The 26,436-nt window shown below is 40.7% G+C and carries 23 protein-coding genes and 1 pseudogene; 12 read left to right on the forward strand and 12 right to left on the reverse strand.

Translation table 11 applies throughout. The features are described from left to right. Positions 1-185 precede the first annotated feature (185 nt). Entirely contained in the window at positions 186-1,040 is an 855-nt protein-coding gene (locus A4245_RS09345; RefSeq protein WP_067727459.1) for a DegV family protein, read from the forward strand. Between the two features lie 114 nt (positions 1,041-1,154). Beyond that, positions 1,155-1,328, forward strand: coding sequence for a hypothetical protein (locus tag A4245_RS20365; RefSeq protein ID WP_199860666.1), 174 nt, complete (start codon positions 1,155-1,157; stop codon positions 1,326-1,328). A 293-nt stretch (positions 1,329-1,621) separates the two neighbouring features. On the opposite strand, the gene A4245_RS09350 is transcribed toward A4245_RS20365, so the two are convergent. The 5 genes from A4245_RS09350 to A4245_RS09370 all read right to left on the reverse strand — a co-directional run bounded on the left by A4245_RS09350 (position 1,622) and on the right by A4245_RS09370 (position 6,432). Further along, positions 1,622-1,840, reverse strand: coding sequence for an aspartyl-phosphate phosphatase Spo0E family protein (locus tag A4245_RS09350; RefSeq protein WP_067727460.1), 219 nt, complete (start codon positions 1,838-1,840; stop codon positions 1,622-1,624). A gap of 225 nt (positions 1,841-2,065) precedes the next feature. Continuing rightward, positions 2,066-3,424: a magnesium transporter gene (gene mgtE / locus A4245_RS09355; protein ID WP_067727461.1), complete on the reverse strand. Its 1,359-nt coding sequence runs from the start codon at positions 3,422-3,424 to the stop codon at positions 2,066-2,068. A 16-nt stretch (positions 3,425-3,440) separates the two neighbouring features. Beyond that, positions 3,441-4,562, reverse strand: coding sequence for a putative lipid II flippase FtsW (gene ftsW, locus A4245_RS09360; protein ID WP_067727462.1), 1,122 nt, complete (start codon positions 4,560-4,562; stop codon positions 3,441-3,443). A 33-nt stretch (positions 4,563-4,595) separates the two neighbouring features. Beyond that, on the reverse strand, positions 4,596-5,753 hold the full coding sequence (gene rodA / locus A4245_RS09365) for a rod shape-determining protein RodA (protein WP_067727463.1): 1,158 nt from the start codon (positions 5,751-5,753) through the stop codon (positions 4,596-4,598). A 28-nt stretch (positions 5,754-5,781) separates the two neighbouring features. Further along, a complete protein-coding gene (locus tag A4245_RS09370) occupies positions 5,782-6,432 on the reverse strand; it encodes a DUF1232 domain-containing protein (protein WP_067727464.1) in 651 nt (216 codons plus the stop codon). Positions 6,433-6,669: 237 nt separating this feature from the next. Between A4245_RS09370 and A4245_RS09375 the strand changes: the two genes are divergently transcribed. Beyond that, positions 6,670-6,906 carry a hypothetical protein gene (locus A4245_RS09375; protein WP_067727465.1) on the forward strand — a complete coding sequence of 79 codons (237 nt, stop codon included), beginning with the start codon at positions 6,670-6,672 and terminating at the stop codon, positions 6,904-6,906. Between the two features lie 109 nt (positions 6,907-7,015). On the opposite strand, the gene qoxD is transcribed toward A4245_RS09375, so the two are convergent. From qoxD to A4245_RS09400, 5 genes are all read right to left on the reverse strand, one after another. Beyond that, on the reverse strand, positions 7,016-7,300 hold the full coding sequence (gene qoxD / locus A4245_RS09380; protein ID WP_067727466.1) for a cytochrome aa3 quinol oxidase subunit IV: 285 nt from the start codon (positions 7,298-7,300) through the stop codon (positions 7,016-7,018). A 1-nt stretch (position 7,301) separates the two neighbouring features. Then, positions 7,302-7,898, reverse strand: a complete 597-nt coding sequence (gene qoxC, locus A4245_RS09385; protein WP_067727467.1) for a cytochrome aa3 quinol oxidase subunit III — start codon at positions 7,896-7,898, stop codon at positions 7,302-7,304. After that, positions 7,895-9,844 (reverse strand): cytochrome aa3 quinol oxidase subunit I, encoded by a 1,950-nt coding sequence (qoxB, locus tag A4245_RS09390; RefSeq protein WP_067727468.1) that lies wholly within the window; start codon positions 9,842-9,844, stop codon positions 7,895-7,897. Before qoxB ends, qoxC begins: the two co-directional genes overlap by 4 nt. A 63-nt stretch (positions 9,845-9,907) precedes the next feature. Further along, positions 9,908-10,834: a cytochrome aa3 quinol oxidase subunit II gene (gene qoxA / locus A4245_RS09395; RefSeq protein ID WP_067727469.1), complete on the reverse strand. Its 927-nt coding sequence runs from the start codon at positions 10,832-10,834 to the stop codon at positions 9,908-9,910. A 267-nt stretch (positions 10,835-11,101) separates the two neighbouring features. Continuing rightward, positions 11,102-11,515, reverse strand: coding sequence for a CHRD domain-containing protein (locus A4245_RS09400; protein ID WP_067727470.1), 414 nt, complete (start codon positions 11,513-11,515; stop codon positions 11,102-11,104). Positions 11,516-11,784: 269 nt separating this feature from the next. Here A4245_RS09400 and A4245_RS09405 point away from each other — a divergent pair, with 269 nt between their 5' ends. From A4245_RS09405 to A4245_RS09425, 5 genes are all read left to right on the forward strand, one after another. After that, the gene (locus A4245_RS09405; RefSeq protein ID WP_067727471.1) at positions 11,785-13,002 is read left to right on the forward strand and encodes an EAL domain-containing protein; all 1,218 of its coding nucleotides are present in this window, start codon (positions 11,785-11,787) and stop codon (positions 13,000-13,002) included. 172 nt (positions 13,003-13,174) lie between these two features. Beyond that, positions 13,175-14,368, forward strand: a complete 1,194-nt coding sequence (locus tag A4245_RS09410; RefSeq protein WP_067727472.1) for an exonuclease SbcCD subunit D — start codon at positions 13,175-13,177, stop codon at positions 14,366-14,368. Between the two features lie 30 nt (positions 14,369-14,398). Further along, a complete protein-coding gene (locus A4245_RS09415; RefSeq protein ID WP_067727473.1) occupies positions 14,399-17,491 on the forward strand; it encodes an AAA family ATPase in 3,093 nt (1,030 codons plus the stop codon). 99 nt (positions 17,492-17,590) lie between these two features. Then, positions 17,591-18,253 (forward strand): ribonuclease H family protein, encoded by a 663-nt coding sequence (locus A4245_RS09420; protein ID WP_067727558.1) that lies wholly within the window; start codon positions 17,591-17,593, stop codon positions 18,251-18,253. 302 nt (positions 18,254-18,555) lie between these two features. Further along, positions 18,556-19,728 (forward strand): hydroxymethylglutaryl-CoA synthase, encoded by a 1,173-nt coding sequence (locus tag A4245_RS09425; RefSeq protein ID WP_067727474.1) that lies wholly within the window; start codon positions 18,556-18,558, stop codon positions 19,726-19,728. Between the two features lie 97 nt (positions 19,729-19,825). On the opposite strand, the gene A4245_RS09430 is transcribed toward A4245_RS09425, so the two are convergent. Continuing rightward, positions 19,826-20,206 (reverse strand): hypothetical protein, encoded by a 381-nt coding sequence (locus tag A4245_RS09430; RefSeq protein WP_067727475.1) that lies wholly within the window; start codon positions 20,204-20,206, stop codon positions 19,826-19,828. Positions 20,207-20,243: 37 nt separating this feature from the next. Continuing rightward, the gene (locus A4245_RS09435) at positions 20,244-21,629 is read right to left on the reverse strand and encodes a class II fumarate hydratase (RefSeq protein WP_067727476.1); all 1,386 of its coding nucleotides are present in this window, start codon (positions 21,627-21,629) and stop codon (positions 20,244-20,246) included. A gap of 182 nt (positions 21,630-21,811) precedes the next feature. Between A4245_RS09435 and A4245_RS09440 the strand changes: the two genes are divergently transcribed. The 4 genes and pseudogenes from A4245_RS09440 to A4245_RS09455 all read left to right on the forward strand — a co-directional run bounded on the left by A4245_RS09440 (position 21,812) and on the right by A4245_RS09455 (position 26,423). Beyond that, a complete protein-coding gene (locus tag A4245_RS09440; protein ID WP_067727477.1) occupies positions 21,812-23,026 on the forward strand; it encodes a glycosyltransferase in 1,215 nt (404 codons plus the stop codon). Then, positions 22,995-23,720, forward strand: a complete 726-nt coding sequence (locus A4245_RS09445; protein WP_067727478.1) for an HAD-IIB family hydrolase — start codon at positions 22,995-22,997, stop codon at positions 23,718-23,720. The genes A4245_RS09440 and A4245_RS09445 overlap by 32 nt, the downstream gene beginning before the upstream one ends. Before the next feature lie 130 nt (positions 23,721-23,850). Beyond that, positions 23,851-25,242, forward strand: a complete 1,392-nt coding sequence (locus tag A4245_RS09450; RefSeq protein ID WP_067727479.1) for an NAD-dependent succinate-semialdehyde dehydrogenase — start codon at positions 23,851-23,853, stop codon at positions 25,240-25,242. A 208-nt stretch (positions 25,243-25,450) separates the two neighbouring features. Continuing rightward, positions 25,451-26,423, forward strand: a pseudogene (locus A4245_RS09455) (bile acid:sodium symporter family protein). Positions 26,424-26,436: the final 13 nt, after the last annotated feature.

The following is a 26,436-nucleotide window of genomic DNA, read 5'->3' on the forward strand; positions in this document are numbered from 1 at the left end:
CAAGGATGCAAGCCAATATCAATTGGAGGAAATAGGTTATTTTTCTGCCTTACCGGTAATGATTGTATATTATTCAGTCATTTTATCTTTCAACCTATTAGCACCTGTTATTAAAAGCTAGTATAATTTTCATTTTCCTGTATAATCATTGTTAATAAGATGTTTCGAGGGGAGTGGATGTTAGCATGACAAAGAAAAAAATTGCATTTGTCACAGATAGCACCGTATACTTAACAGAGGAATTGCGATCACATCCAGATGTATACGTTGTACCAATGGTTGTCATCTCGGAAGGCAAAGAATATGAAGATGGTGCAGAACTTTCAACAGATGAATTGTATGGAATCATCAGAAGAAACAAGGAAGTACCGAAAACGTCTCAGCCTTCTGTCGGGAGATTTAAAGAGTTTTATGAACAGTTGAAAAATGACTATGATCATGCGATAGTGATTCACGTTTCGTCCAAATTAAGCGGTACAATTTCCAGTTCTTCAGCAGCGATTGATGAAGCAGGCTTCGAGGTGGAAATGATCGATTCCCTTTCTCTTTCATATGCCATTACAATGCTTATCCAAAAAGGGGTAAAACTGGCAGAACAGAATATGGATTTTAAGGAAATAGCCAAGGAGCTCAGGGAAGAAGCGACGCGTTCAAAAAATTTGATTCTGCTTGGAAGTTTGGAGCAATTGTATAAGGGTGGAAGAATGTCAGGTGCACAATTCCTATTAGGTAATCTTCTTAAAATCAAACCAATTCTATCGATTAATCCCGATGGAGAGCTTGGCATTTACGAGAAAGTCCGTACCGAGAAGAAAGCTACAAATAGACTTATAGCACTATTGAAGGAATCCTGCAGTGCAAACAATGTATCACAAGTGGGAATTATGCATGGCAATGCGGCAGAAAGAGCTGCAGAACTTAAACAAATGATTATAGAGGAAATTCCCAATATTGATATCGTCATCGGTGATATTAGTTCCTCATTGGCTGTCCATGCCGGAGAAGGGACGTTGGCGATTTTTTGGCAGGCAGGAAAGTAAGAACTTGCCAACCTGTATAAGTGCAACTAAGGCATATAGGGTTATTGAAAAAGATAGCTTTACTTGCTTATATCATATTATAATAGATCCAATACGAATTAGAGGAGACAATATATGTCAAGCGATAAGAAACTTAGCACGAGAGAAATCGTCCAGCAGCAACTCGAAAGAAAAAGACAAGCACAAGCCAGCAATAAAAATACAAGCAATGTAAACAGTTCTACAAAGCGCATGCAAAGTCAACAAACCAAAAGACCGAGTAATACTCGGCGAAAAATGGGTAGTTAATAGATACAGAAAAGAGGCTCTTCCAAAATTAACGTTTTAAAATTTTGGGGAGCCTCTTTTTTCATTTGCTGCTATTATCGCATTTATTAGTTCCCTTATTGCTGTCTTATCATAATGCTGCCATACGAAAACCAGCCTTACATTTGACTTGTCGGAAAAGCGATGGTTGTACTTATTTTATTGGTGCAAAAATTGAGTTATAAACAGATCAGCAAGGTTGTTATCGACTGCTTTTGAAGCTGAACAGGAAAACGACCCAGCACAAAACAAGTTTGAACTAGGTCATGTACCTATTAAGCTGATTCTGAGTTTTTGTATTGGTTTGCATACTTTGAATTGCTAAGCTCTAATTTGTCCAGACGGTTTAGCAATGCATCCAGCTCCTGACTGCAAGCGATTGTCTTATTGGAGGAAAGTCCATTTTTTTCTGCCAGTGTCAGCATTTCATTTCTTTTTTTTACAATCGACAAAACTATTGATTCTCTGTCTGAAATTTGTTGCTCTATTAACATTATTTTTCACCTTCACCTTACATGTAATTACCACGATTAGCATTATCTCAAAAATCTATCGTTAAATAAATAGTTTCGACAAAAGCAGACAAAAGGTTTTTCGTTTAATGTTAACAATTCTGCCTTATTTATCTTCAAGAAGGAAAAAAGGGAAGAAAGCTAGTCATTCAGCTCTTCATGATTTAATTGGAATCCGTCCAGTACCGGTGGAACGCATCTTCAATACTACGTAAGCTGGGCAAGGAACATCGTTGCAATTCCAAAATAAATCAGAAGGGAAAGGATGTCATTTATGGTAGTTATAAGTGGACCGGAAGCTACAGCAGGGTCAATGTTAAGTTTATACAGAACCAATGGAATAACCGTTCCGGTCAGTGTCCCGATTATCAATGTCAGAAGTAATGATCCTCCAACAACAATCCCTAACGTAAAGTTGCCTTGCCAAACATAAGCGATAATGGATATCAGCAGTGCACAAACAATTCCTATTATTATTCCCACCCATAGCTCACGGAAAATCAATTTAATGCTTTGCCTGAAATTCAGATCGTATGTAGTCAGTCCGCGTACGACAACAGCCAAAGATTGTGTGCCCGTGTTACCGGTCATTCCTGCAATCATCGGCATGAAGAAGGCCAATGCAACAACCTGTGCCAATGTTTCTTCAAAACCACTGATGATGCTTCCTGAAACAACTCCAATGAATAATAGCAAAATAAGCCAGGGGAGACGACGGTAGGCAGCAACAAAAGGTTTTGTATTAAAATCAATCGCTTTACCGGAAGCGGATAATTTTTCAATATCTTCATTTGCTTCCTGGAAGACAACATCCATGATGTCATCAACCGTTACCACGCCAACTAATTTGTGGTCATCTTCAATAACAGGGATGGAAACGAAATCATAACGTCTGATCAATTTCGCTACTTCTTCCTGGTCGGTGTTTACATTTACCGTAACGACACGGCTGAACATAATATCTTCAATTTTGTCCTGCATTTCTCCTAACAGCAAATCTTTGTATGATACTACGCCTACCAGCTTTTTCTGATTGTCAATGACATAGAAATAGTTCAGATACTCGGAGAATTCAGCGAAATGTTTCAGTTTGTCGACAGCTTCCCGTATCGTGTAGTTTTGCGGAATCCACACAAATCGGTTGTTCATAATTCTGCCCGCCGTTTCCAGTGGGTAATTCATCAGATTTTGAACGATATTCATTTCTTCCTGTTTCATTTCGGACAGCAGCTCTTCGATTTTTTCCGGTTCCAATTCACTTAACAACGAAGCTACGTCATCATTTTCCATCAAATCAAGAACCTTTGTTGACTTCTCGATACCTAATTTATGTAAAACATTCAGTTGTTCTTCCTTCTCAAGTTCCTGGATAAACTCCGTCAATTGTTCGAGCGTTAAATAGATAATGAACTTATTCTTGTGCTTGGATGGTATTTGATTGTACTGATATGCGATATCGTAAGGCTGCAATTGATCCATAATGGATTGGAACTTAACCTTTTTGCCTTCTTTGAGGGATTGGATGATCGCAAGCAGAATCTCATTTTCTGTCATTTTGAGAGACATGGGACTATACTCCTTTTCAGTTTTTAACAATTAATGATTCAGTTCTGTTTGCAGATAAATTGACTAATATACCAGCGCATATCATCGTAATAACCAGCGAGGATCCTCCATAGCTGATAAAGGGAAGTGTGATTCCGGTAATTGGAAGAAGCCCGGATACTGCTCCTAAATTTAAAACAGCTTGGGTCATGATTTGAAATGTAATCCCAATTGCAAGCAGTTTTGGAAACATGTCTTTACACTGTTTTGCAATCCGGACGCCACGGAACATAATAAACAGATAAGATCCAACGACAACTGCCAAACCTAACAGTCCAAGCTCTTCTATTATAATAGACATTATGAAATCTGTGTGGGCTTCCGGAAGATATCCAAGCTTTTGCACACTGTTTCCAATACCGTTACCCCATATGCCACCAGAACCGATCGCGATATAGGAATTAACTAATTGGTATCCATGCCCTGCAGGATCATCAAAAGCATTGAGGTAGGAAGTTAAACGCTGCAGGCGGTATTCTGTTGTGAACGCAAAATAACTAATACCAATTACTCCTATACTGCCCATTATAAATAAATGAATTCTTCTGACGCCAGAGGAAAATACGACAATTCCGCATGTAACCAATAGGAGTGCTGCAGATCCTAAGTCCGGTTGTTTCAATATTAACAGAAAGACGATTATCAATAGAATAAGCGGAGGCAAAACACCTTTTTTGAAATCAACAATTAACTGCTGTTTTTTGGAATAAAAGTAGGCAAAATAAATAATCATAAAAAGCTTTACAACTTCTGTTGGCTGGTAGACAAAAGAGCCAATTTGAATCCATCTTTGGGAGTTATTTCTTTCCACACCAATCCCCGGCATTAACACTAGGATCAATAGAAAAATAGATAGGATGACCAATAGCGGACTAATTTTGCCAAAAAAATTATATGGAACAACAGCTGCCAACGTCAATAGAAAGAGGCCTATTAAAAACCACTGAAGCTGTTTTGTGAAGAAATAATTTGAATCTTCGTAAAGGATTTCAGCTATTGGGTAACTGGCACTGAATACCATCATGATACCGAAGCAGGAGAGGAAGAGGATTACAAAGACCAACAAGTAATCTATCCGTTTTATTTTATTTATTAGCATAGGGGATATCTCCTTTAAATAATTGTAGATATTTTACAGTGTTTCATTGCTGAACATGTATTCCTTTGACCCTAACTGAACACTCATGACTAACCCTAAAGCAATCATATTAGTAATAAGGGCACTCCCGCCATAACTCACAAATGGAAGGGCAAGACCGGTAATCGGCATTAATCCAATTGTCATACCTATATTTTGAAATATTTGTGAGACAAATAATCCAATAACCCCTACACAAATATACACACCAAATAGATTGTTCGCTTTCAGCGCAATTGTAATAATTCGATAGATTAACAGAAAATATAGAAACAAAAGGATGCTCGATCCAACAAAACCAAACTCTTCTCCGACTACAGCAAAAATAAAATCGGTATGTGCTTCCGGTATTTTCCCGCTCTGAACTTGTACTCCCTGATTAAAACCGGCACCGGTAAATTGGCCGGATCCGATTCCGAGCATCGATTGCTTCAGTTGATAGCCAAAGCCAGAGCCATATTCATCGGGACTGAGCCAGCCGTAAATTCTTCCCAACTGATGGGGTTTAAAGATTTTTGTGAAAATCTCGAAATACATTTGATACATATACACTAAAATACCAATGATACTTGTCATTCCAAAAAATAATAAGGATATCATTTTTGAAGAGATGCTGGAGGTGAAAATCAAAGTTATAAAAATAGCGACTATCATCAGAGCAGAACCTAAGTCAGGTTGAATTAAAATCAGACCAAAGGGGATCATCGTTAAGAAAATCGTTTTTATGGTGACTGGGATACTCTTTTTAAACGTTATTCTTTCTTTTCCAATTTTGCCCAATATGGATGCTAAAGTGAGAATCAGAAAAATTTTCATGAATTCAGAGGGTTGAAGTTCAATGAACCCGAAACTGATCCATCTTTGTGATCCGTTTTTCGTTGTCCCAAAAAAGTGTACGAGCAGTAAAAAGAAAACACCTGCCGAATAAAGTGGAAGTGCCCATTTTTCAAGTAATTCATAGTCAAAAATCGCTGCCCCTATCATCAGGGAAAACCCAATGATATACCAGATTAATTGCCGGTACACAAAATAATGGGGGTGATCCGGATTGTATTGACCTGAGCCACTGCTGACGGCGATTAAGCTTATAAAAATCAAACAAACTAGGATGGATAATAATGTGTAATCAATTCGTAGTGTTCGTTGCAGCATAGTTAATTCCTCTTTACATCGTTATTAATTATTTGATTCGTAATGACTGAATGACTGTCTGTACGACAATAGCGTCATCCAGATAACCAATTGGGAATATATAATCAGGTACGAGATCAATCATAAATATAAAATATATTAATGCACTTCCCATCAGCGCTAGTTCATGCGGAGATCCCTTATGACTCTTGAATTTACTGAACATCTCTTCAAGGTGGTTTATGTACGGTCCGATACTGCCGACTTTTTTCAATTTTTCATTGAACTGTGTCAAAATAGTTTTTTTACCTTGTTCAGTTTGGCTATATTCCTGATATTCCACAATTTGTTGATTGATTTTTTTCATGGAGAAGTCATACTCATAAATATTGGAAGTTTCCAGCATCGTTTTCAATGTCTGAAAGGTTGAATTTCCTTCATTGGCTAACGTGGGTTCAGCTTTATTCTTATTTGCTTGGTATCCTGCTGCTTCCATAAGCCTTGTAACAGGTACATCCAAACTGTCGGCAAACTGTTGCATATGATGAAGGTTTGCCTTCCTTTTTCCGTTAATGATTCTTGAAATTGTAGCAGTATCTATTTCTGTGAGCTCACTCAATTTACGCATGGATAATGACTTCTCTTCCAGTAATTTCCTCAAAAGAATTCCGAAAACATTTTGTTTACTATTTTCATTCATAACTATGATTCTCCTTATAGGTTCTATTAGAAAATAATTTCAGTTAGCTAGAAATATATAGTAATGTTGACAATATGTCAACAAACGTTGTCATATTGTCAAATATTAACGTAAAAAGAGTGTAGGTTGAAAATGGTTTAGCTTGTCAATTTAAAAATGATTATTTCATAATATAGACATATTTATTTGACAAAATTATGAACAGAAGGAATAATATAAAGAAAGGGGATGTTTGTGATGGAGAGAAATATTAAATTACTGAAATCAATGTCCTATATATGTGGTACATTATTGACGATTGGAACTGCACTTTTCTTTTACGGGTATTTCGTAAGCGTTTACCATGTGGTTACTGGGATAGGAATCGGTACAGTGATGGGTGCTGTTTTCATTTTTATCATGGGGATTTTCCTTGTTGCAACGGAAGAAACGATAGAAGAGGGAAAGAAACGACAAAAGCAATTTTTATCTTAGATTAAAATTATCTGAATGCAATTGGTAAGCCTGAAGGGTTCTGCTACTTAAAAAACGCCTGGGAAATATATCCAGACGTTTTTTTGTTTCATAAATACTCTTATTCAGTTTAGAGATAACCCCATACCATTGCGAGAAGGGAACCGAATACGGTAACCAACGCAAGGAATATACCGTAATATAAACTCGCATAGATTGTTTTTTTATCTTCACCTTCACCAGCATGCATGAAAATGATGAGCTGGACGCCTGCCTGTACAAATGCCGTCACGGTAAGAATTGTCAATCCTGCTTGAAACGACATTTCGAGGAAGTAGACGCTAAGTGCTACAACCGTCAGCAGCAGGGAGAAAATAAAGCCATTGACTTGTTTCATCGGAAATAGTTCTCTCATGTTACATCATTCCTTTCAGGTAAATAAAGCTGAAAATGAAGATCCACATGACATCAAGGAAGTGCCAGTAAAGCGAGAAAATGAATGATTTGTTGGCTGTTTGAGGTGTAAGTCCCTGTTTTTTTATTTGAATAAAGATAAATATTCCCCAGAATAAACCAAACATGACGTGAGCACCATGTGTGCCGAGTGTTGTCAACAGGATACCTGTAAAGGCACTTGTCTGCAGTGTTGCTCCAACGTGATAGTAATGAATAAACTCATAGATCTCCACGCCAAGGAAGGCGGCTCCAAGTACAAGGGTAATGGCAAAGAATCCAAGCATTGCCTTTGTACGCTGGATGCGCATCGCATGGATGGCGAGACCGATAGTGAAACTGCTTGTCAATAGCAGGATTGTTTCAATCAGCACTGGAGTTATTTCAAATATGTCTGCACCACCAGGACCGCTTCCAGTTCTGTTTTCATAAACAAAATAGGAGGTGAACAATGTTGCGAAAAGCATGATCTCGGCGCCAAGGAAAATCCAGAATCCTAAAATGTTTAGTCTGTTTTGCTCTGTACTGTATTCAAGAGGCTGAGTAGAATCTATTTTCATTCGTTAGCACCTCCAAATTTATCTTCTGTTTCCTTAATTTCTTCAACGGAAATATAGCGCCCATCATCTTTTTCAAAGGAACGATATGCCATACAACCAAGGATGGCCAACCCGGAAAGGATCACTCCAGCCCAGATGAAGAAGACGAATGAGAATCCAAATACGAAAAACAGTCCAGCCATAATGATCGGCCATCCGGTATTGTTTGGCATGTGGATTTTTTCAATTTTGTCTTTGAAAAGGTTGTGGCCACGCTTTTTGGCATCCCATAAAGCTTCGGAAGAAACTACTTCCGGTGTTACGGCAAAATTATATTCCGGAACCGGGTTATGTGTAGCCCATTCCAATGAACGTGCATTCCAAGGGTCGTCTCCGATGTTTCTTGGTGCATTTCGGAAACTGTAATAGATGTTGTATACGATAATCGCAAATCCTGCTGCGAGTAATGACGCCCCAAAAAATGACAGCATACTCAATGGACCAAAGCCAGTTGCCTCGGAGTAGGTATACATACGTCTTGCCTGTCCGTCCAACCCTGTAATATACATAGGGAAGAAGGAGAAGCAGAAACCGACAACAATAAACCAGAACGCCCATTTACCGATTTTTTCATTCAGCATAAAGCCGAACATTTTTGGCCACCAGTAGATAAGGCCTGCAATCATGGCGAATACGACACCAGGGATGATTACATTATGGAAGTGTGCTACCAGGAACATCGTGTTGTGATATTGGTAATCTGCACTTGCAATGGCCAGCATGACACCGGTAACCCCTCCGATGGTGAATAGAGGAATAAAAGCTATGGAATAAAGCATTGGCGTCGTAAACCGTATTTTACCTTTCCACATCGTCAGCAGCCAGTTGAATATCTTGATCCCTGTCGGAACCGCTATGGCCATCGTCGTAATGGAGAAAATACTGTTTGTCATTGCGTCATGCCCCATTGTGAAGAAATGGTGTACCCATACAAGGAATGATAATAGCGAAATGGCTACCATGGAAACAACCATTGATGTATATCCATATAGATTACGTTCAGAAAATGTGGCGATAATCTGACTGTAAATACCGAAAGCTGGTAAAATCAGAATGTAAACTTCAGGATGTCCCCAAATCCAGAACAGGTTGGCCCACATCATATCCATACCGCCATTTTCCGACGCGAAGAAGAACGTACCGAACTGACGATCAAAGGTACCCATCAAGAGGGCGATTGTCAATACAGGGAAAGCGAACACGATAATGATATTTGTGATAAGGGCTGACCATACAAACATTGGCATTTTCATCAATGTCATTCCTGGTGCTCTCATTTTGATAATCGTTGTGATAAAGTTGATACCGGACATCAACGTACCGATTCCGGAAATCTGCAGTGCCCAATTATAGTAGTTGACACCGACAGACGTACTGAAATCCGTGCTTGCCAGCGGATAATAATTGGTCCACCCTGCATCAGGCGATCCACCGATAACAAAAGAAATGTTAAACAGCATTGCACCCGCAAAGTAGAGCCAGAAGCTTAGAGCATTCAGTCTTGGGAATGCAACATCACGTGCTCCGATTTGAAGTGGGATGATATAGTTCATCAAACCGATGATAAACGCCATCGCCATGAAGAAAATCATCACCACTCCATGCGTAGTGAAAACTTCATTATAGTGCTGTGCGTCCAAAAATGTATTTTCCGGTACGGCTGTCTGCAACCGCATCATGACTGCATCTGCACCGCCGCGGAAGAGCATGAGCAGAGCAGAGATAATATACATGATACCGATTCGTTTATGGTCTGTAGTTGTAAGCCATTCGTTCCAAAGGTAACCCCATTTTTTGAAATAAGATATACCAACAATAATTGCGATTGTCACGAGACCAATGGCAACCATGGAAGCATAAATCATTGGACTTGGATGGGGAATGGCGAATCTTTCAAAAAATTCCATGTCTAGTTAACTCCTTCCAAGAGTTTGGATGTTTTATAAACTCATATGCTGAAATTGAATCGATTAGTGATTATGATGATCTGATTCATTATATCCTGTTTCTTGTTCCTGTTCAGAGTTATCCTCATCTGAATCAGCCGGTGAGCCGTGATTATGGCCGCCATTTTCGCCTTCCGGAGCAGGAGCGAAGTCCAAGTGTGTTCCGGTAAATGTCATCTGTCCAAGGTGACCAGGCTCGATAAGTTCATCAAATATTTCTTCTGTTATCGGTTCTGCTGTTGCTTGAATATCATCGACCCACTGATCAAATTCCTCTTGTGGCATGGCAGTGACATTAAATTTGTTTTCCGCAAAGCCTTCACCGTTAAAATTTGCATTCCTTCCTATATATTCACCTGGAACGTCAGCAACTACATGCAAGGTGTTTACCATATCTGCCATCGCGTATTTCTGTCCAGCGAGCTGTGGAATCCAGAAGCTTGAGATGGTGCCGTGTGAATATAGTCTGAATTCAATTGCCTGATTTGTCGGTAGGAATAAGTAGTTAACCGTTTCGATATCTTGTTCCGGATAACTGAAATGCCATTTCCAATTGGATGAAGAGGCATATATAACAAGAGGTTCCTGATCTTCATAGCCTTCTGGTGTCGCTTCAACTTGGTATGTTGATATGACCGAAACAACAGAGAGGAAAGCTACAATCAGAATAGGAACTCCAACGATAATTCCTTCTACAATCGGATTGCCTTTAATGTGTGGTGGTTCATAATCGTCCGGCTGTTTTGATGCACGATATTTTAGAAGCATGTTCGTCAACATAACAATTACGACAATTACAATTACTGCCATCGTGATGATGGAGATCCAAATAACATTTGCTGTTGTTGCTGCCTGAGGTCCTTTAGGGTCTAAAACCAATAGAGGCTCGCAGCCTGTTAACACTGTGACAATAGTGAAAATGAAAGCTAATAAGGTCCATTTGCGTTTCATTGATAAACCCCTTTCTCTCTTAAACTTTTTAATTATATATTGGCAGATTACAAGTATGCTCAGAATATAACATACTAAATGATATTCTCTTGTAGTCGATTATTCAACTGCTTGAGAAATACTTCACAAAATGTTCAAGAAGATTTGTATATTTTATGGATGGCATGCCAAATATTGTCTTAAACACAAGTTTTGCTCAATTTCATTAAAGCGGAGGAGCGAGGTCTTGTCCAATAATTTAATAAGGAATGACATTAATCATCCCCATTATTGATGTGTGATTTTTCCGGGGATTTCGCCATCAGGATATAGCGCCGTATGGACATTCACATAGGCTTTTCTGGAACTCATGAGGTCAATTAGCTCCCGGATGGATTTTCCTTTGAGTGGACCGACAAGATCTTTGGCTGTAATATATCCTTCGATAACTTTATCCGTGTAATGGCTGACCTGATTGAGAGGTCCAAACAGAAATGCGACAATCGGACCGTTGATGTTTCTGCTGCCTGCATGAATATGTGCTTGCGTCATATTATTAAGTACGTCAACTTCCAATCGGAACCTTATGTTCTCTTTATCACTGCTGACATGAAACAATGTAATCCCATCAGCATCGGTGGAAACAGGCGGGACTTCCTGTGATCCGGTTAAATCAGCTATATAAAAGTAATCATTATACATGATGACCCTCCTTTTATTATAGCTTACTTTTGGAAGGTCAGACTGCCTGTATTGCTATCACTACAAGTTTCAATTCGTAAAAAATTGGCTTTTAACCACAAAAGCCAAATCAGCAAACAATTAAAGATACGTGATACTCGTCGCTTGGTCAATCTTGGCATTCATACCCCAGTTTCCGGCTCGTACGTTTGCAATACGATTGATTGATTCGTCAAGTTTGCGGGAGTGACAGCATCAATTATGTTATAATTTTAGGCAGAGGTGATTGTATGGACCCTTTAGATATTTTGATGAACCTGGATCAAGTAATTCCTTTTTATAAGCCTGTAATAAGTGCAGATAGTCGACAGGTTATCGGCTATGAGGTAGTTGCATATTTTCGTGATCCGGATGGCATTCTGCAGGATCTTGACTGGTTTTTTGATGATTCCTCGATACCTGATGATTTTCGGCTTGAGATGAATAATTATATCCAGCAAAAAGCGATCGATAAGCTGATGGAACATGATGAGCCAATAAATCTTACTTTCTATTATGATGCCGATTTACTTACTAGAGATAATGGTGAAGCATTGCTGTCCATTTTGCATACCAGCCAGGAAAACGGGCTGGATTTGAACCGGATTGTGGTTGAAATAAAGGATACATACGATACTGAGCAACTTGACACACTAAGCAATCTGATTAAATACATGAAAACCATTGATGTCCAAATTTCCCTTCATGTCGAACAACCTAATGGGAGTCTTGACAGGCTGGCTACCATCAAGCCGAATATCGTCAAGGTCGATGTCGGATTCCTCAAGGATGATCTATTGCCGCATTTGTATAGGGATGTACATCATTCCCTTTCCATGTTGTCCCGTAAAATTGGAGCAACACTATTGTTCAAAGGCATTTCGTCATATAATCAGCTCAATTATGCATGGCGTAATGGTGGTCAATATTACCAGGGACGTTATCTGAAAGAGCCTCATGAGGACTTTGTTGCACCTGACTGCTGTCAGGAAATTATTGAAACGAACTTTCGTCAATTCGTGAGTTTTGAGCGCAGGAAAGTAAAAGCGCAACTTGGCTTAATGGAACAGCTGAGTCAGCAATTTAAATCTACCTTATCAGCAATCAATCCGAAAGATTCTTATGATGATACGATACTGACAATTGGCGATGCATGCAGCGATTTTGCTTTCAGGGTATATATTTGCAATGTGGAGGGGATACAATTATCCTCTAACGCGCAAAAAAACAAAGAAGGAGGATGGGAGCTTTTCCAGGAAGGAAGAAATAAAAACTGGAGCTGGCGTCCATACTTCTTTGAAAACATTATACGAATGAACGTGGAGAAGAAAGGGTTGCTGTCTGATTTATATACAGATATCGAAAAAGATGAACTGATCAGAACCTATTCCTATCCTTTATCAGATGAGTTATATGTTTTTCTTGATATTCCATATGCATATCTGTACGAACAAGAAGGCTTGTTATGAGTAAATGATCACTGATCCTTCGTTTCTCGATTGCTTTGGGGTTCCTCTCCAAAGCAATCTCCCACCATCCTCATTTTAAAAACCCTGCCATGATCCACATCATGATCAACGAATACGATACAAACTGAAATCATTACTGTTATGAAAATAAAATTTATAGGGGGAGAAGTTTATGAAGTTTTTCCATACAGCGGATTGGCACTTAGGGAAGCTTGTACAAGGAGTATATATGACAGAGGAGCAGCGTCATGTTTTAAAGCAATTTATTCAGGCGGTTGAAGAGGAAAAACCGGATGCTGTCATTATTGCAGGCGATCTTTATGACCGGGCAGTGCCTCCAATTGAAGCAGTTCACCTGTTGGATGAGGTGCTCGAAAAAATTGTATTGAAGCTGAAAACACCGGTTATTGCAGTGGCAGGTAATCATGATAGTCCAAGCAGACTTCATTTTGGAAGCAGCATTATGAGAAATAACGGTTTTCACATTGTCGGTAATTTGACGAAGGATTTGAAGCCAGTGATCTTGCAAGATGAACATGGAGAGGTACATTTTCATCTTATTCCATACTGTGATCCAAGCATGGTACGCAATATTTTAGCTGATGAGGAGATACGTACCCATAATGACGCCACCCAAAAAATTGTACAGCAGATTCGTTCGACAATGGACCCGGAAAACAGACATATTGCAGTTGGCCATGCTTTTGTCACTCCGTATGGTGACGAGGAAGAGAATACAAGTGATTCGGAACGCCCACTTTCCATTGGTGGCGCCGAATACGTGGATGCCCATCATTATATGCCTTTTGACTATACTGCATTAGGTCATCTGCATCAGGCACACCATGTATTGGATGAAAAAATTCGTTATTCCGGTTCCATCCTTAAATATTCCATATCGGAAGAGCATCACAAAAAGGGTTTCCATATTGTCGAAATGGATGGAGAAGGAAATGTTACAGTGGAAAAACGTCTCTTGACTCCTGAAAGGGATATCCGAACGGTAGAAGCGCCCCTTGAAGATCTATTAAACCATCCTATAAATGAAGATTATGTTTTTGTCAGGTTGCTTGATGAATCTCCCGTATTATCCCCGATGGAAAAGGTCAAATCGGTTTATCCAAATGCGATGCACGTGGAACGGAAGAATTACTCCTTATTCCCTGAATCCAAAACTCGTGATCAGGCTGTCAGTCGCAGCAAAATGAGCGACCTGGATTTGTTCAAGTCTTTTTACAAAGAAGTAAAAGGTAATGAGCCAACAGAAGAAACCGAGTCTATTTTCAAAGAGGTACTTGATGATTTACTAAAAGAAGCGAATGAAACAAATATAGATACGAAAGAGAAAGAAAGTATTTCAAATTAAAAAGCATAAAGGCAGAAAGGAGAGGAATCAATGAAACCGCTCAAATTAACGATGACAGCTTTTGGTCCGTATAAAAATACCGAGGTAATTGATTTTACTGAATTAAATGAGACAAATCTATTTGCCATATCAGGAAATACCGGTGCAGGAAAAACTACGATTTTTGACGGAATTGCCTTTGCTTTATACGGCAGTGCCAGTGGTACGGACAGGGAAGATAATAAGATGCTCCGCAGTGATTTTGCAGATGATCGTGTACATACTTCCGTAGAATTGGAATTTTCATTGAATAACCGGGTTTACCGTGTTTTTCGTCAATTGGGGCATGTGAAAAAGGGAAACAAATCCAAAACAGGTGAAAGCTATGAGTTTTTTGAAAAAGTGGATGGCAAAGAGGTTCCGTGTGTAGACAGACAGATTGTTTCAGAGATAGATAAAAAGGTTGAAGCGATTATCGGTCTGACACAGGATCAGTTTAAGCAGATTGTCATGCTGCCACAGGGGGAATTCCGAAAACTGTTAACCTCTGAAACAGAAAACAAAGAAGCTATTTTGCGCCGACTTTTCAAAACGGAAAATTATAAGCAATTGAATGAACTTTTACGGAAAAAGAAGGATATCATTGAACACGATTTTAAACAACTGAAACAAACGCGTGACCATTATATAGGAAATATTCAGTCCGTATTGCCACTGCGTGAACAATCGCTTTTATCCAGTGTGTTGTCGGCAGACCATTACAATGTCCATCAGGTTGTCGCAGGTCTGGAAGAAGAAGGCGAATTTTACCTGCAGCAAATAACATTAGATGAGCATAAATACAAAGAAGCCTACAAGGCCCATGATAGTGAGCAAAAAGCCTATCATCAGGCACAGGCTTTAAACGAACGTTTCCAGGAACTGGATCATAAAGAAAAGCTATTAAAAGAGCTGGAAGGTCGGATACCAGAGGTTAAGGAAAAAGAAATTAAACTGGAAGCCGGAGAACGTGCAGGCACCATTGAGGTATATGAAAAGCAGGTAATCGATTGGCGAAAGGAAGAAAAGCTGAAAGAAAAAGTTTTGGAGAATGCTTCTTCTTTTGAAAAAACCGCAAAAGCTGACTTGGAAAAAACGGAATTCAATTACAAACAAGAAGAAAGTAAAAAAGAGCTGCGGGAAGAAGCGGCAAGAAACCTCGATCGGCTGCAAGAATATCTGCCGGTTGTACAAGATATTGACGAACAGAAAAAGAACTTAGCCGGATTAGCTGAAAAGGGAAAGAAAACGTATGCGGATCTGGAAACAGTTAAGAATAAAATCAATGAGAACAAGCTGCAGTCTGAAAAATACAAAGAGCAAATAAACCGGCTTGACCAAGCTGTCAGCCAGTTGCCTGATATGCAGCAGAAATTAACGGACATGCGTGAGCAGGCCAAAATTTTAAAGGGCTACAGCGATCTTAGGGATAAGCAGGAGATCCTTGCTAAGGACGCAGTGGTAAAAGAGAAGGAATATAGAAGTGCGAAAGAAGCATATAACAAACTGGAGAAAACGTGGCTTAATAATCAGGCGATTGTTTTAGCGAATCATTTGCATGATGGAGAAGCCTGTCCTGTTTGTGGGAGTGTGGAACATCCGCAGAAGGCGACAACGGAAGAAGCCATGGTGACGAAAGAGCAGCTGGAAGCAATGAAGAAAGAGTCCGATGAAAAAGATGAACAGTACAGAAATGCTGCTGCGGCAGTTAAAGCAAATCTCGTCCAGCTTGAAGAGAAGGAAAAAGAGATTGCTCCGTATCATGTACAGCCAGAAGAAATCCCATCGGTCTTCCGGCAGCTGGTGGAAGCAGGAAAGCATGCAGCAAAAGAGGTAGAAGAGCTAACAGCTTCCCGGGAGCAGTTAAAAAATCTGAAGGGGAAGCAGGAGAAGATACTGGCAGCAATCAACCAATTGGAGCCAGAGCGGGACAAGCTTGAAAAAATATACCATGATCAACGGACAGCTTATAAAGCTGATTTGGCAGTCTATGAGGAAAGAATGCGCAAGATTCCAGAAGAAATGCGGGTGCTGGCCGAGCTGGAGAAGCAGATTAATGAAGCGAAATCATATAAAATGAAACTGGAAAAAGCTTGGGAAGAAGTCCAAACGTTGTTTCAGAAAGCAAAAGAGAAACAAACAAAAGCAGCATCCGACACAGCAAATGCCAAAAAGCAATTAGAGGAAACGCAAAACAAGCTGGAAAATGCGGAGAAGCAGTTTATGGCTGCGCTTGAGGAAGCATCGTTTGCATCCGAGGAAGCTTATCAGCAAGCGAAGATAACAACAGAGGTCCGGCAAGCATGGAAGGACGAAATCGGTCAGTTTAATCAGCAGATCTCCACTGTCAAGCAGCAGGTCGCGGAGCTAAAGGATACGTTGAAAAAGAAAAAACGTGTTAACTTGGTTGTGCTAGAACAAAAGCTTGTTCAATTGAAACAGGATTATGAGATGGCCCTTAATCAGCTAAACCGATCTAAAGAACACTATAAGGAAGCGGTTGATCTAAAAGTCAACATTTCGGAAGCGAATGAGCAGGTAAAAGAAACCGAGAAAAATCTTGGAGTGCTTACAGATCTTTACGATGTTATCCGAGGGCAGAACAGCCGTAAGATTTCCTTCGAACGGTATTTGCAAATTGAGTATTTAGAGCAAATTATCGAGGCTGCAAACAGCCGGCTGAAAGATTTATCAAACGGTCAGTACTATTTGACGAGAAGTGACAGGCAGGAAGCACACGGGAGACAAAGTGGACTGGCGCTTGATGTGTATGATTCCTATACAGGACAAACACGCGATGTGAAAACCTTATCCGGTGGCGAGAAATTCAATGCCTCCCTGTCACTTGCACTTGGCATGTCGGATGTTATCCAAAGCTTCCAAGGGAATATATCGATTGATACGATGTTTATCGACGAGGGCTTCGGATCGTTGGATGAAGAATCGTTGACAAAAGCAATTGATACATTAATTGATTTACAGCAAACGGGTCGTATGATAGGTGTCATATCCCATGTTCAAGAGCTGAAGTCGATGTTTCCTGCGACCCTTCAGGTTTTGAAGACGAAGGAAGGGTACAGTCAGACCAAGTTTGTCGTTAAGTGATGAACAAGATAGAACCACGGACCCAGCATGAGCGAGATCCGTGGTTCTTTCGACAAAATTCGGGAAGTGACAGGCACTCTAAGGAAGGATGATGTGGCTGTGAAGGTTCGTATTGAGTTGACATACAAAACACCGAAAGGGTCTGCGGCATTGATTCGTTCAGAAGAGATGCGTGCTGCAGAAGCGATATTAATTGCAGAGGACTTTGTGAAGACCGGACGCGTCAAATTATTGACTTTTATTGATCGTCATGAAAACACATGGACAATGAAGGAAATAAAAAAGCTTATGGAGGGAATCCAGACCGAACCACACCATGTAAAGGTCTATTTTGACGGTGGTTTTGATTTGAGTACAAAAAATTCGGGTCTTGGATGTGCTGTTTATTATGAACAAAACAACAAAGCGTATCGCCTTCGAAGGAACGCACTTGTTCAGGAGCTTAACACAAACAATGAGGCTGAATATGCTGCATTGCATCTTGGTGTACAGGAATTGGAGCTGCTCGGTGTCCATCATATGCCTGTTACCTTTGTCGGGGATTCCAAGGTTGTCATCAATCAGTTAAATGGTGAATGGCCCTGTTATGAGAAAGAGCTGACAGTATGGATAGATAGGATTGAGGAGAAACTTTCGGCCATGGGAATTTCTCCTGAATATGAAGTTGTTTCCCGTAAGCTGAATCGCGAGGCTGACCAGCTGGCATCACAGGCACTAAATGGAACTGAAATAACGAGCACCATTGAGCTTCCTGATAACTAGGTGGATGATAAGCTGTCACAACCTATTGAGATACATCCAAGAACCATATAGGCAACTCCTGTGCAAAGGCTATAAACAATCAAGGTATTCGTGTGACTGAACCTCGACATTTTTCGCCAAAATTCGGGGAGTGACAGGCACTCCTAGTTGCTTTTTGGGGGGAGGGATATTATCATTTAGATATTATCTTTTTGGGCAGTCAGTGTATTTGTCAGTCCTGTCACTAGGCTCATAGTTTATGCAGCAGCACGGAAATTTCTCGTCGAAACTAAAATATACATAAGTAGATAAGGAGAATAGCGTTGAAAATTGGAATTGATAAAATCGGTTTTTATGCACCACATTTGTATGTTGACATGAATAATTTAGCTGTAGCAAGAAATGTAGAACCGGAAAAGTTTACCATCGGGATCGGTCAGGAAAAGATGGCGATAGCTCCGATTACTCAGGATCCAGTTACGTTAGCGGCAAACGCGGCACTCGGAATGATAGATGAACAGGATAAGGAGTCTATTGATTTTGTCATCTTTGGAACCGAGTCCGGCATTGATCACTCAAAATCGGCTGGCGTGTATGTTCATCGGTTATTAGGACTGAACCCATATGCACGGACAATCGAATTGAAACAGGCATGCTATGGAGCAACTGCTGCGATTCAAATGGCAAAGGGACATGTTGCATTGAATCCGAAAAGTAAAGTGTTGGTACTTGCTTCAGATATTGCAAGATACGGCCTGAATACTTCCGGAGAATCGACACAGGGAGCTGGAGCTGTTGCATTGCTTATCAGTGCTGATCCGAAAATCCTGGCTCTGGAAGATAATAGCGCATACATGACAGATGATATTATGGATTTTTGGCGTCCAATATATTCGGACAAAGCTTTTGTAGACGGTAAGTTTTCAAACGAGCAATATATCTTATTCTTCCAGAAAGTGTGGGAGGAGTACAAGTCGAAAAGCGGATTGGGACTTGCTGACTTTGAAGCAATTTGCTTCCACCTGCCATATACGAAAATGGGGCTTAAAGCATTGCGTACCATTTTAGATCAAGGTTCAGAGGAAGATCAGGAACGTTTACTTGCGAATTACAAGATAAGTACGATCTATAATAAAAATGTCGGAAATATATATACCGGTTCGCTGTACTTGAGCTTGCTCTCGCTTCTTGAAAAAATGGAAGAAATGGAAGAAGGCTCTCGTATTGGGCTGTTCAGTTATGGCTCTGGAGCAGTAGGGGAGTTCTTTACAGGTGTTCTCCAGCCGAACTACAGCTCTTACTTGAATATGAGCCAGCACGAAGAATTATTCAATTCAAGAACAGAAGTCACTGTGCCGGAATATGAGGAAATTTTTGAGAAAACATTACCGGTCGATGGTTCTACTATTGAACTGGATATCGATAATGATCCGGCTGTGATCTGTTTATCAGGGGTGCAGGATAACATGCGATTATATGTTAATAAGCTAAAATGATGGATTAGGATAATGAAGACCAGTTTACAGTCAAATGTAAACCGGTCTTTTTCTATGGGGAAATTTAAATTATTTTAGTGTTTTCTGGATAGTAAACTTATGATTTGTACTCTGCATTATAGGAGTTTTCTCCTGCGTGAACTGAAAGTAGTGTATTTGCATAACCGACAAGGCGATTTATAATTTCATCCGAAATGGCATATACCAATGGATGCAATTGGGGGTCGTACAGTGCTGGGTCATCAAAAATAATGGTTGTGTTGATGAAGATATGCTGATTGCCCCATAGATTGTAGTGGATGATAGCCTTACCTGCGGCGCCACCGGTTTTCCTGTCCTTAAATCCGGGTAAAAAAATATACCATTCCTCAGCAGTCGAGGAACGGAAATTCTTTGTGAAAGTCATTCCGTCTATTTCCCCATCGATACGTTTTTTAAACACTGGATCCATAACTTCAACAACTTTATCTTTATCCATGTTGCCACCTGCCTTTTCGTTTAGGTAGATTAAACTGTTAAACCATTCTATTAGGATCTAATGCTTTTTCGATTTCCGGAGTCAGTAAATTTTTTTGCTGTAGAACCTGCTTTATCGTTACGTTTTCTTCGTCCGCTTGTTTTCCGATTTTTGCCGCGCGATCATACCCCATGATTGGGCTTAAAGCAGTAACTAATGCGAGGCTCTCATGCATGTATTTATTGCATATCATCTCATTACCCTGAATCCCGATTATACATTTACTCACCAGCGTCGGGATGGCGTTTGACAAAAGTTCGATAGATTCAAGCAATGTATGGGCGATGATGGGCATCATGACATTAATTTCCAATTGGCCAGCAATTCCGGCAGTAGTCATTGCTGCCTCATAACCGATGATTTGGCAGCATACCATATGAGTCATTTCCAGGATGGCAGGATTGACTTTTCCGGGCATAATAGTGGAGCCGGGCTGGACGGATGGAAGTGTGATTTCCGCCAAGCCTGTCCTTGGACCCGAAGCCAATAAACGAAGATCGCTGGTTATTTTTATTAAATGAATGCATAGTTCTTTTAATGCAAGCATTGTACGAATTGGAGCATTTGTATTCTGCATGAACTGAAACATATTTGGTGGTTCTCGAAAGGGTAAACCTGTTCTTTCACAAACTTCCTTCATTATTTTTGGGATATATTCTGGAGGTAAGTTCATTCTTGTACCGATGGCAGTGCCACCTAAGCCTATTTCGTACAACGCGTCCGCATTCTTCAAAATTTGCTCGTAAGCGGTATTGATTGTCGCGGCATATCCGGAAAATTCCTGACCGAGACGAATCGGAATAGCATCATGTAAATGGGTTCTCCCGGATTTTCGGATAGGCATAAGCTCAATTGATTTTTTCTCAAGCTCATCCTTAAGGTTCTGTATGGAAGGCAGCAGCTTTTGATTGATCATTTCAATAGCGGCCAGATGGATTGCAGCATGAAATGTATCATTCGTTGACTGATTCATGTTCACATGATCATTGGGATGAACGTGATGGGAGTGCCTGTAGCCATCCAATATTTCAGATGCACGATGTGCGATAACCTCATTCATGTTCATATTTTGAGACGTACCGGCACCTGCCTGATAAATGTCAACGACAAATTGATCATCCCACTTGCCATCGATGACTTCTTGGGCAGCTTGTATGATGGCTTCGCCTGATGTTTTGGACAACATGCCCAATTCCATATTGGTAACCGCTGCAGAAACTTTAATTATTCCCTGTGCCTTGATGAATGATTTTGGAAGGCGTTTGCCGCTGATTTGGAAATTATTGATGGCACGTTGTGTTTGCGCTCCATAATAAGCTGATTTAGGAACGTTTATTTCTCCGAGTGAGTCTGTTTCTGTACGAAATTGGTTAGAATATTCCATTGCGCTTCTCCTTATGAATGAACAGGAATTATGTAACGATTATTGTTATTGTTACCAGAAGGATTAAAAACATAAGTCGTTCGACAAAATTCGGGGAGTGACAGGCACCAAACGGATGTTTATTAATTGAAAATTAGGGAAAAAAGTTTAGGTAACAATTTTTACAAAGGAGAGGTTGTGTTTTGGGGAAAAGAGTTCTTTTCATTTCAGATCACGGAGATCCACTTGCGAAGCTCGGAGGAGAGCAATCAGGTGGGCAAAACAACTATGTTAAACAGCTTGCACTTGCACTGGATGATAAAGGAATAAAAGTGGATGTTATTACCCATTGGAGTAACCCTGAAGCACCAAAAATAGAAAGATTTGGAGAAAAATGCAGGGTCATTCGGATAGCTGCAGGACATAGAGGATATATGCCAAAAACGAAGATGTATAAGTTATTGCCTGCTTTTTACGAAGAAATAAAAAAAGAGGTACGGCTTCAAACCTATGATATCGTCCATTCGCATTACTGGTTATCTGGACTATTAGGTTTGTATGTGAAGAAAGAATTTCACTTGCCACTTGTCCATACATCCCATTCACTTGGGATTGCCAAGGTAGAAGCAAAATTAAAAGCGGAAAAAAGACGCTTAAATGCGGAAATGATGATACTGCAAGGAGCAGATCGCGTAATTGCAACAACACCTAATGAAAGCAAATTAATCAGGAAGTTTGCAGGAGACGATGTGAAAGTAGAAGTTTCCTCTATTGGAGTCGATCCTGTATTTCGACCGTATGCAAGCCAGAAACGTGCAGTCCCACCAACATTCGCTTTTGCCGGGAGATTGGAAAAAACGAAAGGAATCTATACATTGCTGGATGCTTTCGGCAGAGTAGCGAAGCATTCAAAACGTAAACCACGCCTTGTCATCGCTGGCGGAGGTGAAAATGACGTTGACCTTTCTACCAAGATGCCGCTTAATCCTGATTTTCGAGAGATGATCAAAGGTATGGAGACCCAGGTCGATTTCATTGGTCCACAGACTCAAGAAGAACTCTCTGAATTGTTTAATGGAGTTACGGCGGTTATCGTACCCTCTTACTATGAATCATTCGGAATGGTAGCTGCTGAAGCACAGTCATGTGGAACCCCAGTTATTGCCTCTGATGTAGGAGGGCTTAAGGATGTTGTTTCCCATAGAGAATCAGGCCTCTTGACAGAACCGAAGTGTCCTAAACACCTTTCACAAGCAGTGAAAGAGCTGTCGCAGGATAGCCTGCTGGTGAAAAGGCTTGGAATGCAGGCCGCAAAACGTGCAAGAGAATATTTCAACTGGGATGAAATTGCTCTGCAAATTAAAAAGACATATGAGGTGTTAGGCGATGTCGGCAGTCACGCACATGTTGGCGACTGACCTTGATGGGACACTTGTCGGTAATGCAAACGGCCTGAAGAAATTAATCCATTACTATGACAGCCTGCCCTACGAAGTGACACTTGTCTATATAACAGGGAGACATCTTGCATCAGCATTGTCACTTATCAATTCAGAAAATCTTCCGATACCAAAACTTCTTGTTACCGATATCGGTACAGGCATTTACGAAGGAAATAATCTGCACCCTGACAAGGAATGGGAAAAGAAAATGAGTGCTGGTTGGAATCCGGAATCTATACGTAACATAGCTGATGGTTTCCCACAATTAGTACCACAGCAGCTGCCTGACAATAGGCGTGTATCTTTTGAAATAGAAGAGAAGGACCCCGGTATCATCAAAGGGTTTAAGCAGGCGCTGGTGGATGCTGGAATCATGCATAAGTTTATATTCAGCTCAGGACGTGATATTGATGTCCTTCCGATTAACAGCGGCAAAGGGGAAGCATTGAAGTATATTGCCGCCAAATATACGGATGAACATACCTCTATCCTTGTTGCGGGAGACTCCGGGAACGATCTGGAGATGCTGACTCTTGGGTATCCGTCGGTGATTGTCGGAAATGCAAAGGAGGAACTCTTGGATATAGAGGAACATCCAATGTTATTCCGGGCCACAGAAACATGTGCAGGAGGGATATATCAAGCATGGGAGCATTTTTATGGAGCATAGGTTAAGCCTGTAAGTTGACATTACTTAAATGGGATTTATGCGATTTAAAATTGTAGTGATGATTATATAAGTACAGAAAATAAAAGCATCATATTTCGATACCGATTGTAATTTACAGGAGGTCATAAATATGTCTCAATCTCAATCAATGATCGATGTAATCAACCCTGTGAACGGGGCAAAGATAGATTCTGTCCACAAGGGCCGAAAAAGAGATGCGGTCGCAGCCGTGGATGCTGCATATGAAGCCTTCCCGCAGTGGTCTGGACTGACTGCATATGAACGCAGTGAATTACTGATGAAATGGCATAGTCTGATCAATGAAGAATTGGATGAACTGGCTACGACGATGACAAAGGAACAAGGGAAACCGCTAAAGGAGGCAAAGGGCGAAATTAGCTATGCGAACAGCTTTATTTCCTGGTATGCAGAAGAAGGGAAGCGTATATATGGGGAAACGATACCCTCTTCTTCTAACGGTAAAAGAATATGGGTGCATAAGCAGCCCGTTGGTGTGATTGCAGCCATTACCCCATGGAACTTCCCGGCAGCAATGATTACAAGAAAAGTTGCTCCAGCACTTGCTTCTGGCTGTACGGCAGTTGTGAAACCGGCCAGTGCGACCCCGCTGACAGCCATTAAATTGGGGGAGCTGGCACAACAGGCGGGAATCCCCAAAGGTGTTCTTACCATTTTGCCTGGTTCCGCAAGTGAAATAAGTGATGCCTGGATGGAAGATTCCAGGGTCAGGAAAATATCATTTACCGGTTCAACAGAGGTCGGAAAACTGCTGATGGAAAAATCTGCTGCAACTGTGAAAAAAATCTCGCTTGAGCTCGGCGGACATGCCCCGCTGATTGTCATGGAGAACGCAAATCTCGATAAGGCAGCAGAAGGTGCAGTTCGTTCCAAATTCCGTAATGCAGGACAAACCTGTGTTTGCAGTAACCGTATCTATGTTCATGAAAATGTTGTCGATAGGTTTAATGAAAAATTTAAAGAAAAGGTTCAAACATTGAAAGTAGGCAATGGACTTGATGTAGGTGTAGACGTTGGTCCACTCATTGATAAAGATGCGTATGAAAAAGTAAATAAGCATATTCAGGACGCATTGGATCAAGGAGCTGAACTTATCTATGGAGGCAAATCCTATGATGAAGGAGAAGGATATTTTGTAGAACCTACTGTCCTTTCAAACGTTTCTGAACAGATGCTGTGCATGAATGAGGAAACATTTGGCCCTGTAGCACCGGTTTCCACATTTACAGACGAAGATGAAGTGATTCAACGTGCAAACAATACCCCATACGGTTTGGCGGCATATCTATTTACGGAAAATATTTCGGAGGCAGTGCGTGTCGGTGAACAGCTTGAATATGGAATTGTGGGTATCAACGATGGCTTGCCGTCCACTGCCCAGGCTCCATTTGGCGGATTCAAAGAGAGTGGGATCGGTCGGGAAGGCGGACATCATGGTATGGATGAATTCCTTGAAGTGAAGTACTTCTCGATTGGCTTATAAATAATTAAAAAAGACTTGTTGGAGGGTTACTCTGCTCCGACAGGTCTTTTTTCTTTTTCTATTCACTTGTAAGCGGATAACAAAATAACTCAAAACTAAAAGTGTTTCTTTTCAAATTATTTTGTGGTAGAATTTTCATTTAAACGGATATTAATTGTCAATTCAAATAACTTGCATCCGGGACTTTTCAACATAGGAGGGAACAGTAATGAAGACATTGGGAAAGATTAGTAATTTTGCAACGAGCACATTCGCGCTATGGGTAATTGTTTTTGCAGTTTTTAGTTTTTTGGTACCAGAAGGATTTGCGTGGATTGCTCCGCACATTTCACTCCTATTGGGTATTATTATGTTCGGGATGGGGCTTACGCTATCATTGGATGATTTCAAAGGTATTGTCAAAGCGCCAAAAAGTGTATTTATCGGAGTGGCAGCACAATACACAATTATGCCGCTGCTGGCATTTGGACTGGCTTACATCTTCCAGCTCCCGCCTGAGATTGCTGTTGGTGTGATCTTGGTTGGCTGTTGCCCGGGGGGGTACCGCTTCCAACGTGATGACCTTTATGGCCAAAGGAAATACGGCTTTATCTGTTACGATTACTTCCGTTTCAACATTGCTGGCACCGATTTTAACGCCAGCACTGACATTGCTTTTGGCTAGTCAATGGCTGCCAGTGTCCTTTGCTGCAATGTTCATGTCAATTGTCCAGGTCGTGTTGCTTCCAATTGGGCTTGGGGTTATCGTACAACTGCTGTTCAGAAAACAAGTGGAGAAGAGTATAACTGCATTACCGCTTGTTTCTGTTATCGGGATTGTTGCCGTTGCATCTGCTGTCGTTGCAACAAACAAAGAAGCGATTATCACAACAGGTTTGCTTATTTTTGCTGTTGTTGTATTGCACAATTGCCTGGGGCTTATCGTTGGCTACCTGTTATCGAAGGTTTTCAAACTGGAATTCGATGAGCAGAAAGCAGTTTCCATTGAAGTTGGAATGCAAAATTCCGGTCTTGGTGCAGCATTGGCCATGGCTCATTTCGCTCCTATTGCAGCCGTGCCGAGTGCTATCTTCAGCGTGTGGCATAATATTTCCGGGCCATTGCTGGCAACTTGGTGGGGAAAAAGAAGTGTAGACGCTGGGAAAGTAAATAATCCCGATTTGAATGCAAAAATCGGTTAATGAAAATGTTTTA

The organism is Oceanobacillus damuensis, assembly GCF_001618145.1.
GTDB lineage: Bacteria > Bacillota > Bacilli > Bacillales > Amphibacillaceae > Oceanobacillus > Oceanobacillus damuensis.